Source organism: Ramlibacter sp., assembly GCF_035627355.1.
Taxonomy (GTDB): Bacteria; Pseudomonadota; Gammaproteobacteria; order Burkholderiales; family Burkholderiaceae_C; genus Ramlibacter.
On the sequence record NZ_DASPLW010000007.1, the window covers coordinates 155582 to 171523 of the forward strand.

14 protein-coding genes are annotated in these 15942 nt (G+C 72.0%); 4 read left to right on the top strand and 10 right to left on the bottom strand.

Going from position 1 to position 15942, the window contains the following annotated elements; all coding sequences use genetic code 11:
• Positions 1-126: 126 nt before the first annotated feature.
• Together rpmF and VEC03_RS02195 are read right to left on the bottom strand one after the other, a co-directional pair.
• Positions 127-309, bottom strand: coding sequence for a 50S ribosomal protein L32 (gene rpmF, locus VEC03_RS02190; protein ID WP_135249669.1), 183 nt, complete (start codon positions 307-309; stop codon positions 127-129).
• Between the two features lie 134 nt (positions 310-443).
• Entirely contained in the window at positions 444-986 is a 543-nt protein-coding gene (locus tag VEC03_RS02195; protein ID WP_324912494.1) for a DUF177 domain-containing protein, read from the bottom strand.
• 26 nt (positions 987-1012) lie between these two features.
• Here VEC03_RS02195 and VEC03_RS02200 point away from each other — a divergent pair, with 26 nt between their 5' ends.
• Together VEC03_RS02200 and VEC03_RS02205 are read left to right on the top strand one after the other, a co-directional pair.
• Positions 1013-1606, top strand: coding sequence for a Maf family nucleotide pyrophosphatase (locus tag VEC03_RS02200; RefSeq protein WP_324912495.1), 594 nt, complete (start codon positions 1013-1015; stop codon positions 1604-1606).
• Positions 1606-2367, top strand: a complete 762-nt coding sequence (locus tag VEC03_RS02205) for an SAM-dependent methyltransferase (RefSeq protein WP_324912496.1) — start codon at positions 1606-1608, stop codon at positions 2365-2367. Before VEC03_RS02200 ends, VEC03_RS02205 begins: the two co-directional genes overlap by 1 nt.
• Here the strand turns inward: VEC03_RS02205 and VEC03_RS02210 are convergent.
• From VEC03_RS02210 to VEC03_RS02225, 4 genes are read right to left on the bottom strand one after another with little or no spacing between them, the layout of a single operon-like run.
• A complete protein-coding gene (locus VEC03_RS02210; protein ID WP_324912497.1) occupies positions 2364-3371 on the bottom strand; it encodes a S49 family peptidase in 1008 nt (335 codons plus the stop codon). The genes VEC03_RS02205 and VEC03_RS02210 overlap by 4 nt on opposite strands.
• A 10-nt stretch (positions 3372-3381) precedes the next feature.
• Positions 3382-3756 carry a Rieske (2Fe-2S) protein gene (locus VEC03_RS02215; RefSeq protein WP_324912498.1) on the bottom strand — a complete coding sequence of 125 codons (375 nt, stop codon included), beginning with the start codon at positions 3754-3756 and terminating at the stop codon, positions 3382-3384.
• Positions 3749-4417 carry an HAD-IA family hydrolase gene (locus VEC03_RS02220; RefSeq protein ID WP_324912499.1) on the bottom strand — a complete coding sequence of 223 codons (669 nt, stop codon included), beginning with the start codon at positions 4415-4417 and terminating at the stop codon, positions 3749-3751. The genes VEC03_RS02215 and VEC03_RS02220 overlap by 8 nt, the downstream gene beginning before the upstream one ends.
• Positions 4389-5396, bottom strand: coding sequence for an RluA family pseudouridine synthase (locus VEC03_RS02225; protein ID WP_324912500.1), 1008 nt, complete (start codon positions 5394-5396; stop codon positions 4389-4391). The genes VEC03_RS02220 and VEC03_RS02225 overlap by 29 nt, the downstream gene beginning before the upstream one ends.
• Before the next feature lie 511 nt (positions 5397-5907).
• Between VEC03_RS02225 and VEC03_RS02230 the strand changes: the two genes are divergently transcribed.
• Positions 5908-8853: an Rne/Rng family ribonuclease gene (locus VEC03_RS02230; RefSeq protein WP_324912501.1), complete on the top strand. Its 2946-nt coding sequence runs from the start codon at positions 5908-5910 to the stop codon at positions 8851-8853.
• An 87-nt stretch (positions 8854-8940) separates the two neighbouring features.
• On the opposite strand, the gene VEC03_RS02235 is transcribed toward VEC03_RS02230, so the two are convergent.
• The 4 genes from VEC03_RS02235 to hemC form a co-directional block, all read right to left on the bottom strand.
• Positions 8941-10194, bottom strand: a complete 1254-nt coding sequence (locus VEC03_RS02235; protein WP_324912502.1) for a heme biosynthesis protein HemY — start codon at positions 10192-10194, stop codon at positions 8941-8943.
• Between the two features lie 92 nt (positions 10195-10286).
• Entirely contained in the window at positions 10287-11375 is a 1089-nt protein-coding gene (locus tag VEC03_RS02240) for a uroporphyrinogen-III C-methyltransferase (RefSeq protein ID WP_324912503.1), read from the bottom strand.
• Complete coding sequence (locus tag VEC03_RS02245; RefSeq protein ID WP_324912504.1) at positions 11372-12136, bottom strand: uroporphyrinogen-III synthase; 765 nt, start codon at positions 12134-12136, stop codon at positions 11372-11374. The genes VEC03_RS02240 and VEC03_RS02245 overlap by 4 nt, the downstream gene beginning before the upstream one ends.
• Before the next feature lie 11 nt (positions 12137-12147).
• A complete protein-coding gene (gene hemC / locus VEC03_RS02250) occupies positions 12148-13050 on the bottom strand; it encodes a hydroxymethylbilane synthase (RefSeq protein ID WP_324912505.1) in 903 nt (300 codons plus the stop codon).
• Between the two features lie 81 nt (positions 13051-13131).
• On the opposite strand from hemC, the gene ppc reads away from it, so the two are divergent.
• Positions 13132-15942: a phosphoenolpyruvate carboxylase gene (ppc, locus tag VEC03_RS02255; RefSeq protein ID WP_324912506.1), complete on the top strand. Its 2811-nt coding sequence runs from the start codon at positions 13132-13134 to the stop codon at positions 15940-15942.

Sequence of the window (15942 nt, forward strand, 5' to 3'; positions counted from 1 at the left end):
AATGTAGAGCTTCGCGCCGGACAGGCCTGCGACCTTGCGCAAACGGCGCGCACGTCCGGGCGGCAGGCGCAAAAAAGGCCCGGGCTGCGCAGGCAGCGGCGGGCCTCTTGCTAGCCGCGGACGGGATCAGGCGTCGTTCTTGGTCTTGAGGACCTTGCGGCCGCGGTAGAAACCGTTCGGGCTGATGTGGTGGCGCAGGTGGGTTTCGCCGGTGGTGGGTTCCACGGCGATACCCGGCACCGTCAGGGCGTTGTGCGAACGGTGCATGCCCCGCTTGGAGGGCGACTTCTTGTTTTGCTGGACGGCCATGCCGGACTCCTGGATGCTGGGGCGCCTCGCACAACGCGAAACGCCATGGACGGTGGGTGGGAAGCGCGGCGGCCGCCACGAGGGCCTGGCATTTCGCGCGAAGCCCGCCATTATAGGGCATCGCGGACTCCGCGCTATGACTTGCCCGGTTTGAGGGCCTTCAGGCGGGCGAACGGGTTCTCGCGCGGCTCGCCGGCGTCGAAGTCCGGGTCGGCCGCGGACAGCCGCACCGGCACCGGGCAGACGTCGTGCCGCGGCACGGCGGGCACCTCCATCAGCAGCTCGTCCTCGACCAGGCCGGGCAGGTCGAACGAGCGGCTGATCGCCAGCACGTCCTCCTCGGCCGCCTCGTCCTGCGCAGCCGCCGTGTCCTCGTCGGCGACGAAGCGGAAGGACCGGTCCACCGCCAGCGGCACATCGACCGGCTCCAGGCAGCGCTGGCAGGTCAGCCGCAGGGCGGCAGACGCCTCGAGGTGCAGCCAGACTTCGGGATGCAGGTGGCCGGGGTTGCGCAATTCGCCGCGCGCCGACCACGCGACCGCTTGCCCAGGCTGGTCGGCCGACGCCTCGGCGGCCAGCCGGGCGAACGCGGCCAACGGCGTCTCGCCGGACAACTGCGCGCCTTCCTCGGCGAACGCCCGCACGTCCAGCTGCTGCGGGCTGAAGGACCTCTTCATCCGGACCAGTGTAAGAGAATCGCCGCATGCCCATGCCTGCCTCGCGGCCCCTGATCCTTGGTTCGACGTCCCGCTATCGCCGTGAGTTGCTGGAGCGACTCGGCTTGCCGTTCGAGGTGGTTGCACCGGAGGTCGACGAGACCCCACGGGCTGGCGAATCGCCGGCGGCACTGGCGGCACGGCTGGCCCTGGCCAAGGCCCGCGCCGTGGCGCAGCGGCACCCGCAAGCCGTGGTGATCGGATCGGACCAGGTGGCCGATCTCGACGGCGAGCCGCTGGGCAAGCCGGGCGACCACGCGCGTGCCACGGCCCAGCTTCGCCGCATGCGCGGGCGCACCGTGGTCTTCCAGACCGCGCTGGCGGTGGCGTGCGCGGACAGCGGATTCGAGCAGCAGGACCTCGCACCGGTGCGGGTGGTCTTCCGCGAGCTCGCCGACACCGAGATCGAGAACTACCTGCGCATCGAGCAACCCTACGACTGTGCCGGCAGCGCCCGCAGCGAAGGGCTGGGCATCGCACTGCTGGAGGCGATCCACAGCGACGACCCGACGGCGCTGGTCGGCCTGCCGCTGATCCGCACCTGCCGGCTGCTGCGCGCCGCCGGCCTGCAGGTGCCCTGATGGCGGCCGCCGGCACCCTGTTCCTGGTCCCTGCCCCGCTGGATTTCGGCTGCCCCGTACCGACGCCGCTGCAGCAGGTGATGCCGGCCGGCACCCTGGAGGTGGCCGCGCGCCTGGGCCACTGGATCGCCGAGAACGCCAGGACCACGCGCGCCTACCTGAAGCGGGTGGGCGAGATCGTTCCGCTGGCGCAGCCGCTGCAGGCGCTGGCCATCACCGAGCTGCCCCGGGACGTGCACAAGAAAGGCGATCACAGCGGTGGTTTCGATGCGCGGCCCCTGCTGGGGCCGGCGCTACAAGGCCACGACATCGGCCTGGTGAGCGAAGCGGGGATGCCGGCCGTGGCCGATCCTGGTTCGTCGGTCGTGCGGGCGGCGCACCAGCTGGGGATCCGCGTGGTGCCGCTGGTCGGGCCGGTTTCCCTGTTGCTCGCGCTGGCGGCCAGCGGCTTGAACGGGCAGTCGTTCGCGTTCGTGGGCTACCTGCCGCAGCAGCCCGGCCCGCGCACGCAGCGCATACGCGAACTGGAAGCCCTGGCGCTGCGCACCGGACAGACCCAGCTGTTCATCGAGACGCCGTACCGCAATACCGCCCTGTGGCAATCGCTGCTGGACACCTTGCGCGGCGACACTCGCCTGGGCGTCGCCGCCGGCCTGACCCTGCCCGACGCGCACGTGGCCATGCGAACGGCCGGGCAGTGGAAACGAGAAGCGGGCGCGCCGCCCGCCGACACGCCCGCCGTGTTCCTGATCGGCGGCTAGCGCAGCGCCGGCAGCGTGCGGACCGCGCGGATTGCGCCTTCACCGATGGCGGCGCCGAAGCGCTTGGCCAGTCGCTCGGCCACGTTCTCGCGCCGGGTGTAGTCGACCAGTTCCTCGGCCTTGACCACCTCGCGCGCGACGAAGTCCAGGTTGGCGAGCTGGTCCGCCAGGCCCATGTCCACCGCCTGCTGGCCGGTCCAGAACAGGCCGGTGAACAGCTCCGGCGTGTCCTTCAGCCGCTTGCCGCGGCCGGCCTTGACCACGTCGATGAACTGCCGGTGGACCTGGTCCAGCATCTGCTGCGCATGTTCGCGGTGCTTCTCGGTCTGCGGGCTGAAGGGATCGAGGAATCCCTTGTTCTCGCCGGCGGTCATCAGGCGCCGTTCCACGCCCAGCTTGTCCATAAGGCCGACGAAGCCGAAGCCGTCCATCAGCACCCCGATGCTGCCGACGATGCTGGCCTTGTCCACGTAGATCCGGTCGGCGCCGGCGGCGATGTAGTAGGCCGCCGAGGCGCAGGCCTCCTCCACCACCACGTACACCGGCTTCTGGTGCAGGGCCCGGAGCCGCTTCATCTCGTCGTTGACGATGCCCGCCTGCACCGGGCTGCCCCCGGGCGAGTTGATCAGCAGCACGATGCCCTTCGCGCCCGCGTCCTCGAAGGCGGCCTTCATGGCGGCGACGATGAACTCGGCGCTGTTGTCCGAGTCGGCGGCGATCTCGCCCTGGATCTCGACCACCGCCGTGTGCGGCATGGACTTCTCGCTGGCCGTCGGCCCTCCCCGGTAGAGCAGGGTCCAGAACACCAGCACAAAGAACGCCAGCCAGCCCAGGCGCGTGAAGGTGCGCCAGCGGCGCGCCGATCGCTGCTCCGACAGGGTGGCGAACATCAACCGCTCCATGGTCTGCCGCTCCCAGCCCGGCTGCAGTCCGGAAGCGGCGGGGGGTGGGGCGGGCGCAAAGGAGGGTTCCCGGTCGTTGCCGGGGTTCATCGGATCGGTCATGGGGAGACGCTCAGAAAGCGACGGGTTGCAGGTTCCAGTCAGTATGCCAGTGCACCACCCCGTCCTGTTCGCTCACTTCGATGCGTACCAGCCCGCCTCGGCAGGGGCCGCCGGCACAGGCGCCGGTGTCGGGGTGGTAGACCGCCCCATGGGTGGAGCACAGCAGCCACTGCCCGCTGTCGTCGAAGAAACGGTTGGGCTGCCAGTCCATCTCCATGGCGACGTGGGCGCAGCGGTTCAGGTAGGCGTGGACCCGGCCGCGCCAGCGGATCGCGAAGGCCCGGCAGGTCTGGCCGCCATGGACCACGTCGAACGGCACGGCCAGCCCGCCGTCCACGAGCTCGTGGCTGTTGCACAGGGGCAGGCGCGAGCCGGCTTCAGGCATGGGCGAGCAACCAGTGGCGCAGGTCGGCCACGGAGTGGGCAATATGCAATGGGCCCAGTGCGTCGAAGCTGTCGGGGGCGTGCGCGCCGTAGCTCACGCCGACCGCGGCGCACCCGGCGTTGCGGGCCATCTCCAGGTCGTGGGTGGTGTCGCCGATCATCAGCGTGCGCTCGGGTTCGGTGCCGAATTCGCGCATCAGCTCCAGCAGCATGCGCGGGTCGGGCTTGCCGGCGGTCTCGTCGGCGGTGCGCGTGCCGTCGAACAGGCCATGCATCTCCTGCGCCTGCAGCACCTCGTCCAGGCTGCGGCGCGACTTGCCGGTGGCCACCGCCAGCCAGTGGTGCCGGGCCTTGAGTTCCTGCAGCAGCGGCAGCGCGCCCCCGAACAGGCTGAGGTCGTTCTGGTGCTGGTAGTAGTGGTGGCGGTAGCGCTGGCCCAGCTCGGCGTACCGGTCCGGCGGCACGTCGGGTGCTGCGCGGGCCAGCGCCTGGCCCAGGCTCATGCCGATCACATAGGCGGCGGCCTGCTCGCTCGGCCGGGCACCGCCCACGTCCACGACGGCGCGCTGGATGCAGCGCACGATCACCGCGGTGGAGTCGTACAGCGTGCCGTCCCAGTCGAAGGCGATCAGGTCAAACTGGCGAGGCCGTGGGCTGGGCATGGCGGTCGGCGAACTGCTGGAGCTCGGTGGGCAGGGGCGCTTCCAGCTGGACCGGCTCGCCGGTGGCTGGATGGCGGAACTGTAGCCGCCACGCATGCAGGAACATGCGGCGCAGGCCCTGGCGCTGCAGCGAGCGGTTCAACTCGAAGTCGCCGTACTTGTCGTCGCCGGCGATCGGATGCCCCTGGGAAGCCAGGTGCACCCGGATCTGGTGCGTGCGGCCGGTCTTGATCGTCACTTCCAGCAGCGTGAACGCGCCCAGCCGCCGCGCCACCCGGACCAGGGTGATGGAGCGCTTGGCCTCGGGGTGGTCGCTGCCCACGACCTTGACGCGGCGCTCGCCGGCGGCGCCGTCCTCGCCGGCGACCAGGTACTTGTGCAGCGGCAGGTCGATCACCTTCCGGGTGGCCGGCCAGGCGCCGGCCACCAGCGCCAGGTAGGTCTTGCCCGTCTCGCGGCCCCGGAACTGGTCCTGCAGCCGGGTGAGCGCGGAGCGCTTCTTGGCCAGCACCAGCACGCCGGAGGTCTCGCGGTCCAGCCGATGGACGAGCTCGAGGAACCTGGCCTGCGGCCGTGCCTGGCGCAGCTGTTCGATCACACCGAAGCTGACTCCGCTGCCGCCGTGCACGGCCACGCCGGCCGGCTTGGCGATGACCAGCAACTGCTCGTCTTCCATGAGGACGGGGAATTCGCGGGCCGGCGCCGGGCGCGCCGCGGTGTCCAGAACCCGCTCGGGCAGTCGGACCGGCGGCACGCGGACCCGGTCGCCCAGCTCGACCCGGGTGTCGGCCGCCGCCCGGCCCTTGTTCACCCGCACCTCGCCACTGCGGATGATCCGGTAGACATGGGTCTTGGGGACGCCCTTGAGCTCGCGCAGCAGGAAGTTGTCGAGGCGCTGGCCGGCCGAGTCGTCGCCGACCTCCAGCGTTTTCACTTCGGCTTTCGCGGCACCGGCGCCCGCCCCTATAATCCTTGCCACTGGCGTCTCGCCGTAAGTGCTTGATTCGGCTGGAGTTTAGTCCACCGCAGCACCCAGAGGCGCCGGCAGGTCGATGCCGACGTCGCCCTTGCCGCGGATGCGGGCTCCCAGAAGCCGCAGCCGCCGGCCAAGGCGCCGGAGCCGCCGACGCCCAAGCGAAACCCGAACCGGAATCAAGGCCGCCAGACTTCAGAAGCTGGCGGCGGAAAAGCGAGACCCCCTGTGCTGATGGCGCTGATCCTGGCCTGCTGGCGGTGGCTGATGCCGCCTGCCGCCGGCTTCGGCCCGCCCCGGCGCATGTCCCGGACCCCACGGCTTGCAGTTGCTGTGGCCCTGCGGTCCCCTCCCCGCCTCGCCCCCCTCCACGCGCCTCCCCTGCGATTGCTGACATAGCCCACCGGGCCGTCCGCACGCACCTGCGCGCCTTTCCGCTTCCCGTTTCGCCTGCGCCGGCCGGCATCGTGGGCCCCTGCATGGGGCCGTTTGTTCACGAGAACAAGAAGGTGACGCAATGAAGCGGATGCTGATCAATGCCACGCAGGCCGAAGAGCGCCGGCTGGCCATCGTCGACGGGCAGAAGCTCCTCGACTACGAAATCGAGATCGAAGGGCGCGAACAGCGCAAGGGCAACATCTACAAGGCCGTGGTGACGCGCGTGGAGCCTTCGCTGGAGGCCTGCTTCGTCGACTACGGCGAGGACCGCCACGGCTTCCTGCCGTTCAAGGAGATCTCCAAGCAGTACTTCACGCCGGGCGTGTCCCCGTCGCAGGCGCGGATCAACGACGTGATCAAGGAGGGCCAGGAACTGCTGGTCCAGGTCGAGAAGGAAGAGCGCGGCAACAAGGGCGCCGCGCTGACCACCTTCATCTCGCTGGCCGGCCGCTACGTGGTGCTGATGCCGAACAACCCGCGCGGCGGCGGCGTGTCGCGCCGGATCGAGGGCGACGACCGGGCCGAGCTGAAGGAGGCGATGGACCAGCTGGAGTACCCCAACGGCATGTCCATCATCGCCCGCACCGCGGGCATCGGCCGCAGCGCGCCGGAACTTCAGTGGGACCTGAACTACCTGCTGAAGCTGTGGAACGCGATCGACGGCGCCGCCAAGGGCGGCAAGGGCGCGTTCCTGATCTACCAGGAGTCCTCGCTGGTGATCCGCGCGATCCGCGACTACTTCAACAGCGACATCGGCGACATCCTGATCGACACCGACGACATCTACGAGCAGGCGCACCAGTTCATGTCGCACGTGATGCCGGAGCATGCCGCCAAGGTCAAGCGCTACCGCGACGACGCGGCGCTGTTCTCGCGCTTCCAGATCGAGCACCAGATCGAGTCGGCCTACGCCCGCGAGGTCAAGCTGCCCTCCGGCGGCGTGATCGTCATCGACCACACCGAGGCGCTGGTGTCCATCGACGTCAACTCGGCGCGCGCCATCAAGGGCGGCGACATCGAGGAGACCGCCACCCGCACCAACCTGGAAGCGGCCGACGAAGTGGCGCGCCAGATGCGCCTGCGCGACCTGGGCGGCCTGATCGTCATCGACTTCATCGACATGGAGGAGTCGAAGAACCGCCGAGAGGTGGAGAACCGCCTGCGCGATGCGCTGCGGCAGGACCGCGCGCGCGTGCAGTTCGGCACCATCAGCAAGTTCGGCCTGATGGAGATGAGCCGCCAGCGGCTGCGCCCGGCGTTGTCGGAAGGCGCCTCTATTCCCTGCCCGCGCTGCGGCGGCCACGGCCACATCCGCGACACCGAGAGCTCGGCGCTGCAGATCCTGCGCATCATCCAGGAAGAGTCGATGAAGGACAGCACGGCCGCGGTGCACGTGCAGGTGCCGGTGGAAGTCGCTTCCTTCCTGCTCAACGAGAAGCGCACCGAGATCACCAAGATCGAGCTGAAGCAGCGCATCAACCTGATCCTGGTGCCCAACAAGGGCCTGGACACGCCGCACTACAAGCTCGAGCGCCTCAAGCACGACGACCCGCGCCTGGACAGCCTCAAGGCCAGCTACCACATGGCCGAGGTCGAGGAGAAGACCGAGGTCACGCGCCGCTCGCAGGAGCGCGCCAACCGCCAGGAGCCGGTGATCAAGGGCGTGCTGCCGGATGCGCCGGCCCCGGTCGTGCCGCCCCGGCCCGAGAAGCCGGCCGAGCCAGTCCGGCCCGCGGCCGGCCCGGCACCGGCGCCCGCCCCTGCACGTGCGCCCGCACCGACGCCCGAGCCCAGCTTCTTCGCCTGGTTCAAGAGCCTGTTCAACCCGCAGCCGGTGGCGGCGCCGGCCGCCCCGGTGGCCGCCCCTGCGGCGAAGCCGGAAGACAAGCGCGAGGGCCGCGGCGAGCGCGGTGAGCGGGGCGAAGGCCGCCGCGGTGGACGCGGCCGTGGCCGCGACCGCGGCCGCGATGCCGAACAACGGCGTGAGCGCGCCGTTGCGGAAGGCGGCGACGGCCAGGCCCGCCGTGCCGACGCCGAGGGCCGGCGCGAGCGCCAGCAGCGGCCGGAACGCGGCGAGCGTGGTGAGCGCGGCGAGCGGGAAGGCCGCGAACCGCGCGAGTCTCGCGAGCCCAGGGAGGCGCGCGAAGCCCGCGAGCCGCGCGAGCCCCGTGAAGCGCGCGAACCCCGCGAAGCCCGCGGCGACCGGCACGCGCCGCGCGAGCGCCGCGACGAGCAGCCCGGCGGCGAGCCGCGCACGGCCGATGCAGCGGAAACGTCCCGGGGGGACCGTCCGCCGCGCGGGGAGCGTGGCGAACGTGGCGAAGGCCGGCGCGAACGCGGCGAACGCGGCGAGCGCGGCGAGCGCCGCCCGCGCGAGCAGGTGCCGCAGGCCGTCAGCGAGGCCGCCGTGGTCGAAGGCCAGCCCGATGCGGCGCAGGTCCTGGAGCAGGCCGCCGCACCGCAGGACAACGGCCAGGGCCAGGACGAGGGTCGCCGTGAGTCGCGCCGCTCGCGCGACCGCTACGGCCGCGACCGCCGCGAACGCAATGGCCGCGAGGAGGCTGCTGCGCCGGCGGAAGCATCGCTGCAGCCGTCGCCTGCCGTCGGTGATGAGCCGGCGGTCGACACCGGCGAACGCCGGCCGCGCTACGCCACCGGCTTCGTGGCCGACGAACCCGAGAGCGTCCCGGCGGAAACCGCCGTTGCACCGGCGCCGGCCGCCACCGTCGTGGCGCCTCCCGCGCCGGCCGGGCTGCCCAAGGTGCAGTCCTTCGAACTGCCGGTGGAGGAACTGGCGCAGATCGCCTCCGGCTCCGGCCTGCAGTGGGTCAACTCGGACGCGGACAAGATCGCCGCGGTGCAGGCGGCCATCGCCGCCGAGCCCAAGCCGATCCACGTGCCGCGCGAGCGTCCGCCGGCCGTGGTGGTCGACGAAGGTCCGCTGGTGCTGGTGGAAACCCGCCGCGACCTGCGCAACCTGCCGCTGCCGTTCGAGCAGCAGCCGGCACCGCCGGCGGTGCAGTAAGTTCCGCGAAAAGGAAAGGGAGCGTGCTCCCTCGGCAGGCAAACGGAAAGGGAGCTTCGGCTCCCTTTCTTCTTCTCCGCGGCGACCTCAGGCCTGCGCGGCCTGCCGCCAGGCCGCGGCCGCCGCGGCTTCGTCGCCGCGCTGCTCGGCCAGCCGGGCGAGGGCGCGGCAGGCCCGGCCGCGCAGGCCGGGATCCTGCAGGTTCGCGGCCGCCTGCGTCAGCAACTGCTGGGCCTTGCCCCACAGCTGCCGCTTCATGCACGCCATGCCCGCCAGGTACTGCAGGGCGGCGTCGCGCGGATCGGCGCGCTGGGCCGATTCGATGCGCGACAGCCAGTCGGCGTCCACGCTCTCCAGCCCCTCTTCCAGCACGGCGACCAGCCGCACCTTCTGCAGCCCGGAAAGGACCTGCTGCCGCTCCCACACCGGCAGCAGCCACTCGCGCGCGAGTTGCGCATCGCCCTCGAGCGCGAGCAGCCGCTGGGCGGCGTGGATGGCCAGTTCGGGCATCGCGCGTTCGGCCGGGTCCAGCTCGCCCCAGGCACGCTGCAGCTGCGCCGGGTCGTGCGCGCCGTCGAGCAGCTCGGTCGCCAGCCCACGCACCAGGGTCTGCGCGGCCAGCGCGGAGAAGGCGCGGTGCTTGGCCAGCAGGCGCGCGGTCTCCAGCGCCTCGCCGGTATGCCCGGCCAGCCGCGCCGACTTGAGCTTCATGCGCAAGGCCAGGGTGCGCCGGCCGGCGCCGACCGGCAGCTGCTGCAGCCAGGCCACGGAGGCCTGCGGGTCGCGGTCCTCCAGCGACCAGCGCGCCGCCCGCATCAGCGCGCCTTCGTGCGACTCGGGCGCATCGCGCGGGCCGGTCTGGTCCAGCGCCTGCTTCAGGTGCAGCTCGCGCGCGCTGCGGTCCTGCAGGGCATGCGCGCTCTCGGCGGCCAGCAGGTGGGCCAGGGCTCGCACCTGCGGCCCGTTGGCCGGGCCGGCGCCGCCGGCGTTGAGCGAGGCCTCCTGAGCCAGCGCGCCCTCGGCCGACTTGCGGGCCCGGATGAAGCGGCCGGCCAGCAGGTGCGAGAGCGCATCCAGGAGGAAAGCGTGCATGCCCCGCTCCTTCTGCTGGGTCCGCCAGCGCAGCGCCTGCCGCGGCAGGTCGAACAGCGCCGCCAGCGCGCGGAGGGCCGCGTACAGGAACAGGAAGGCCGCCAGCAGCAGCACCAGCACCAGGTTGAGCGACAGGTCCAGCCGGTAGGGCGGCCAGAACACCGTGACCGTGCCCTGGTTGTTGCCGGCGAACAGCGCCACCGCGACGGCGACGCCGAACAGCACGAGGAGCCAGAGGGCGGCGCGCATGTCAGTGACCCCCGGATCGCTCGCGAACCGGCGCGAATCCGGCCTGGCCCTCGCGGCGAGGCCCCGGACGGACTTCGCGGTGCGCCCTCACCTCAGCGCCCTGCCGCCGCCGTGGCCAGGGTGGCCAGGGTCTCGTCGATGCGCGGGACCTCGACCACCCGCAACTGGCGCTGCATCTGCTGCAGCGATTGCGCGACCGCCTGGGTGCGGCGGGCGGACGCATCGAAGTACTTGTCCAGTGCCGCGGCCGCGGCGCCCACGTCGGCCCGTGCCGCATCGATCTGGCGCGAGAGCAGCGCCAGGCGCGCGTTCATCAGCTTGAGCTTGAAGTTCTCGCGCAGGAAGAAGCCCTGCTCGGGCGCGAGCAGCATGGCATCGGGCTCGTCGATCCGGCTGACCCGCACCAGCGAGCGCGCCTCCTCCCGCACGGCGTCCAGCAGCTTGCGCCAGCCGTTCGGCGGCGCCGGACTCGCCTGCCCGGCAGATGGGGCGGCTCGGCGAGCCCCCGCGGCACCCACGCCGTTGGCCAGCGGCAGTTCATCGATCTGCCGTGCCACTTCGTCGAGCCGCAACAGGATGCCTGGCACGTCGGTCACGGCCGCGGACTTGATGCGGTCGATGTCGCGCGCGATCGCGCTGCGGATGCGGGCCAGGCGCGGCTCGCCCGCGCGCGCCAGGCGCTGGTCGGCGGTACGCAGCGCGGCCAGCAGCGGCTCGGCGCTGAGCGTGAGCTGAGCCTGCTGCTGGGCCAGGCGAAGGCCCGCCTCGATGTCCACGACCAGGTTCTCGTCGCGCGAGCGCGAGAGGCTCTGCATCAGCTCCTCGAGCTGGGTGCGCTGCAGGGCGACCTCGTTCAGGCGCGTGTCCTGCACCGCCTGCCGCGCGGCCACGTCGCGGGCCAGCTCCTGCGCCTGGCGGGCCAGCGCGCGCGCCTCGGTGGCGTGGCTGCCGGCATCGGCGCTCTGGCGCGCGAGCTGCTCCTGGATGGTGGACAGCTTCTGCCAGAGCAGGCCGCTGGACACCAGGCCGGCCGCCGCGACCACGGCCAGCACCCCGATCGCCGCCCGGAGCAGCGACGGCGCCGCGCCGGCGGCCTCGTTGGCGCTGGTGGGGAGCTCGGATCCGGATGGAGGGGTTGGCGGTGCGGACGGAGGGTCCCGCCCGGTGTCGGCGGCACTCATCCGAACGATTCTAGGGCGGCCACCACGTCGGCCTCGGCCGGTCGTGACGGGCATACAACACCGAATCCGGCGCCGCGCGCGGCCTGCGCGATGCGCTCGTGGGTGGCGATTGCACGGGCACCCGACCAGTCCTGCCCCGGCAGCAGGCGGCGCAGGTTGGCGATCGCCTCCGAGCTGCTGAACAGCCACACCGAACCGTCACCAGCGGCGCGCCGCGCCTGCGCCAGGGCTTCGTCATCGAACTGCGGCAGGCGCCGCGCATAGGCGGCCACGGTGTCGACGTGGGTGCCGGCCTGCATCAGCTGCTGCGCCAGCCAGTCGCGGCCGGCCGGCCGGCCATCGGCGCCGGCACCGCGCACCAGCAGCACGCGCGCGCCGGCCTGCACCTGCGGCGCCACCACCGGCCACAGCGCCTCGGAGTCGAACTGCGCCGCATCGGCCGGCGGCGCGTCGATTCGACCAGGCGGCACGCCGGCCGCCACCAGGGCCCGCGTGGTGCCGGGCCCGGGCGACCAGGCGCGCGTCGTGGACGGCCAGTCCCGCCCATTGCCCGTGCCGAAGAAACCCTGCACCGCGTTGCCGCTGACGAACATCGCGGCCTGGCAATCCGGCAGCGACGACCAGGCCTGCTGCACGGCCCGTGCATCCGGGGCCGGGGCTATGTCGATCAGGGGCAAGAGCAGCACTTGGTGGCCACGCGCCACCAAGGTATCCGCCCATCGCCGGGCTTCAGGGCGGGGGCGGGTCAGCACCACCCGCATTGGATGCGGCCTCAGTGCGCGCCGCCGGCGCGCAGGCGGGCAGCCACTTCGGTGCCCAGGGCGGCGGCCTCCTCGGCGCTGCCGATCGTCCCGCTGGCCTGGGCCCGCACCAGCACGCCCGGCCGGTCCGGGTCGCCCCAGGCGGCCTCGATGCGCAGCCACTCGCCGGCCAGCGTGGCATGGGCGGCCAGCGGCATCGAGCAGGAGCCACCCAGCGCACGGCTCACGGCGCGCTCGGCCGCAACGGCCAGCGCGGTGGACTGGTGCGCCAGCGGCGCCAGCGCGGCCCGCACGTCCTCACGGCCGCTGCGCGCCTCGATGCCCAGTGCGCCCTGGCCGGCCGCCGGCAGCATCTGCGATGGCTCGAACACCGTGCGGATGCGATCGGCCAGCCCCAGCCGCTTGAGGCCGGCCGCGGCCAGCACGATCGCGTCATAGCCGCCTTCGTCGAGCCTGCGCAGGCGCGTGTCGAGGTTGCCGCGCAGGGGCTCGATCCGCAGGTCCGGGCGCAGCGCACGCAGCAGCACCACGCGGCGCAGGCTGGACGTGCCGACCACGGCACCGGCCGGCAGATTCTCCAGCGAGGCGTACTTCGGCGAAACGAACGCGTCGCGCGGATCCTCGCGCTCCAGCACGCAGGCCAGTTCGAAGCCCTCGGGCAGGTCCATCGGCACGTCCTTGAGCGAATGCACCGCCAGGTCGGCCTGGCCCTGCTCCAGCGCGACTTCCAGTTCCTTGACGAACAGGCCCTTGCCGCCGACCTTGCTGAGGCTGCGGTCCAGGATCTGGTCGCCGCGGGTGGTCATGCCCAGCAGCGAGGCCTCGTGGCCCTGCTGCCCGAGCAGCGCCTTCACATGCTCGGCCTGCCAGAGCGCAAGCCGGCTTTCGCGGGTGGCGATGACGAAGCGGGTCAAGTCGGTCCTGTCTGCGAGGGATGGAGGAGGCCGATGCTAGCATCCGCGCTGCCGAAAATTTGAGCAGCCCGGAGAACAACCATGGCCCTATCCCCGCCGGACACGCCGGCCCGGCGTGCCCGCGACAACGAGCGGCCGCTGGTCGAAGACATCCGATTGCTGGGGCGCATCCTGGGCGACGTGATCCGCGAACAGGAGGGCGTCGCCGCCTTCGAGCTGGTCGAGCGCATCCGCAAGCTCTCGGTGTCCTTCCGGCGCGATGCCGACCACGAGGCCGACCGCGCGCTCAAGGGCCTGCTCAAGTCGCTCAGCGGCGACCAGGCGGTCAGCGTGATCCGCGCCTTCACCTACTTCAGCCACCTGGCCAACCTGGCGGAGGACCGCCACCACATCCGGCGCCGCGCGGTGCACGAGCGGGCCGGCGACACCCAGGAAGGCAGCATCGAAGTGGCGCTGGCGCGCCTGCGCTGGGCCGGCATCTCGCCGCGCACCATCTCGCAGACACTGGCCGGCAGCTACGTGTCGCCGGTGCTGACGGCGCATCCCACCGAGGTGCAGCGCAAGAGCATCCTGGACGCCGAGCGCGAGATCGCCCTGCTGCTGACCGAACGCGACGAGATCAAGGCGCGTGCCCTGCCGCGTGACGCCCTGGCCCCGCGCGAACTGGCGGCGAACGAGTCGCAGATCCGCGCGCGCGTGATGCAGCTGTGGCACACGCGCCTGCTGCGCCTGAGCAAGCTCACCGTCGACGACGAGATCGAGAACGCGCTGTCCTACTACGAGGCCACCTTCCTGCGCGAGATCCCCAAGCTCTATGCCGAACTCGAGCGGGAACTGGGCGCGCAGCCGGTCGCGAGCTTCCTGCGCATGGGCATGTGGATCGGCGGCGACCGCGACGGCAACCCCAACGTCAGCGCGCAGACGCTGGAGCAGGCCCTGCGCCGCCAGGGCGAGGTGGCGCTGCGCCACTACCTGACCGAGGTCCACTTCCTGGGCCGCGAGCTGTCGGTGTCGGCGCTGCTGGTGGGCATCACGCCCGAGATGCGCGAACTGGCCGCGCGCTCTCCCGACAGCAACGAGCACCGCCAGGACGAGCCCTATCGGCGCGCCCTCGCCGGCATGTATGCGCGGCTGGCGGCGACGCTGAAGGCGCTGACCGGCGGCGAGGCCGCCCGCCACCTGCTGCCGCCGCAGAACCCCTACGCATCGGCGCAGGAGTTCCATGCCGACCTGTGCACCATCCGGGCCTCGCTGCGGGCGAACCACTCGGGGGCGCTGGCGGCGCACCGGCTGCAGCCGCTGATCCGCGCCGTCGAGGTGTTCGGCTTCCACCTGGCCACCATGGACCTGCGCCAGAGCTCGGACCAGCACGAACGGGTGGTGGCCGAGCTGCTGGCCGTGGCCCGCATCGAGCCCCACTACGAGCGCCTTCCGGAGCCGGCGCGGCGCGAATTGCTGCTGCGGCTGCTGGGCGATGCGCGGCCGCTGCGGGTGCTCGGGGCGCGCTACTCCGACCATTCCGCCGGCGAGCTCGCGATCTTCGAGCGCGCGCTGCGCCTGCGCGCGCAGTACGGACCCGAGGCGATCCGCCACTACATCATCAGCCACACCGAGGCGGTCAGCGACCTGCTGGAGGTGCTGCTGCTGCAGAAGGAGTGCGGCCTGCTGCTGGGCACGCTGGACCAGGACGCGGTCGCCGCGCTGATCGTTGTGCCGCTGTTCGAGACCGTCGAGGACCTGCGCAACGCGGCCCCCATCCTGCAGGCGTTCTACGAGCTGCCCGGCATCGCGGCGCTGGTGGAGCGCTCGGGCGGCGAGCAGGACGTGATGCTGGGCTACAGCGACAGCAACAAGGACGGCGGCATCTTCACCAGCAACTGGGAGCTGTATCGGGCCGGCACGGCGCTGGTGGAGCTGTTCGACCGGCTGGGGCCGCGCCACCGCATCCGCCTGCGCATGTTCCACGGCCGCGGCGGCACGGTCGGTCGCGGCGGCGGCCCTAGCTACCAGGCCGTGCTGGCGCAGCCGCCCGGCACGGTACGCGGGCAGATCCGGCTGACCGAGCAGGGCGAGGTGATCGCCTCCAAGTACGCCAACCCCGAGATCGGGCGCCGCAACCTGGAAACGCTGGTGGCCGCCACGCTGGAGGCCACGTTGCTACAGGCTCCCAAGCCGGCGCCGCGCGAATTCCTCGAGACCGCCGCGCAGCTGTCGGAAGCCAGCATGGCCGCCTACCGCTCGCTGGTCTACGAGACGCCCGGCTTCGCGGACTACTTCTACGCCGCCACGCCGATCCGCGAGATCGCCGAGCTCAACATCGGGTCGCGGCCGGCGTCGCGCAAGCCCAGCCAGCGCATCGAGGACCTGAGGGCCATCCCCTGGAGCTTCAGCTGGGGCCAGTGCCGGCTGACGCTGCCGGGCTGGTACGGCTTCGGATCGGCGGTGGCCGGTTTCCTCGAGGGCGAGCCCGGCACGCCGCGCAAGGCGCGGCTGGCCCTGCTGCGCAAGATGTACCGCCACTGGCCCTTCTTCCGCACGCTGCTGTCCAACATGGACATGGTGCTGGCCAAGAGCGACCTGGCCCTGGCCTCGCGCTACGCCAGCCTGGTGGCGGACGCCCGCCTGCGCAAGCGGATCTTCTCCGCGATCGAGGCCGAATGGCACCGCACGGCCGAGGCTTTGACGCTGGTCACCGGCGAACGCCAGCGACTGGCCGACAACCCGGCCATGCAGCGCTCGATCCGGCACCGCTTCCCCTACATCGATCCGCTGCACCACCTGCAGGTGGAACTGGTGCGCCGCTACCGCGCCGGACAGGCCGACGAGCGCGTGCGCCGCGGCATCCACATCTCGATCAACGGGATCGCCGCCGGCTTGCGCAACACCGGCTGA

Excerpts from the sequence above, each read along its gene's own strand:
- rpmF (WP_135249669.1), bottom strand. The coding sequence starts at position 309 with ATGGCCGTCCAGCAAAACAAGAAGTCGCCCTCCAAGCGGGGCATGCAC.
- VEC03_RS02245 (WP_324912504.1), bottom strand. The coding sequence starts at position 12,136 with ATGCGGGTGGTGCTGACCCGCCCCCGCCCTGAAGCCCGGCGATGGGCG.
- VEC03_RS02240 (WP_324912503.1), bottom strand. The coding sequence starts at position 11,375 with ATGAGTGCCGCCGACACCGGGCGGGACCCTCCGTCCGCACCGCCAACC.
- VEC03_RS02235 (WP_324912502.1), bottom strand. The coding sequence starts at position 10,194 with ATGCGCGCCGCCCTCTGGCTCCTCGTGCTGTTCGGCGTCGCCGTCGCG.
- VEC03_RS02200 (WP_324912495.1), top strand. The coding sequence starts at position 1,013 with ATGCCCATGCCTGCCTCGCGGCCCCTGATCCTTGGTTCGACGTCCCGC.
- ppc (WP_324912506.1), top strand. The coding sequence starts at position 13,132 with ATGGCCCTATCCCCGCCGGACACGCCGGCCCGGCGTGCCCGCGACAAC.
- VEC03_RS02205 (WP_324912496.1), top strand. The coding sequence starts at position 1,606 with ATGGCGGCCGCCGGCACCCTGTTCCTGGTCCCTGCCCCGCTGGATTTC.
- VEC03_RS02195 (WP_324912494.1), bottom strand. The coding sequence starts at position 986 with ATGAAGAGGTCCTTCAGCCCGCAGCAGCTGGACGTGCGGGCGTTCGCC.
- VEC03_RS02215 (WP_324912498.1), bottom strand. The coding sequence starts at position 3,756 with ATGCCTGAAGCCGGCTCGCGCCTGCCCCTGTGCAACAGCCACGAGCTC.
- VEC03_RS02220 (WP_324912499.1), bottom strand. The coding sequence starts at position 4,417 with ATGCCCAGCCCACGGCCTCGCCAGTTTGACCTGATCGCCTTCGACTGG.
- VEC03_RS02230 (WP_324912501.1), top strand. The coding sequence starts at position 5,908 with ATGAAGCGGATGCTGATCAATGCCACGCAGGCCGAAGAGCGCCGGCTG.
- VEC03_RS02210 (WP_324912497.1), bottom strand. The coding sequence starts at position 3,371 with ATGACCGATCCGATGAACCCCGGCAACGACCGGGAACCCTCCTTTGCG.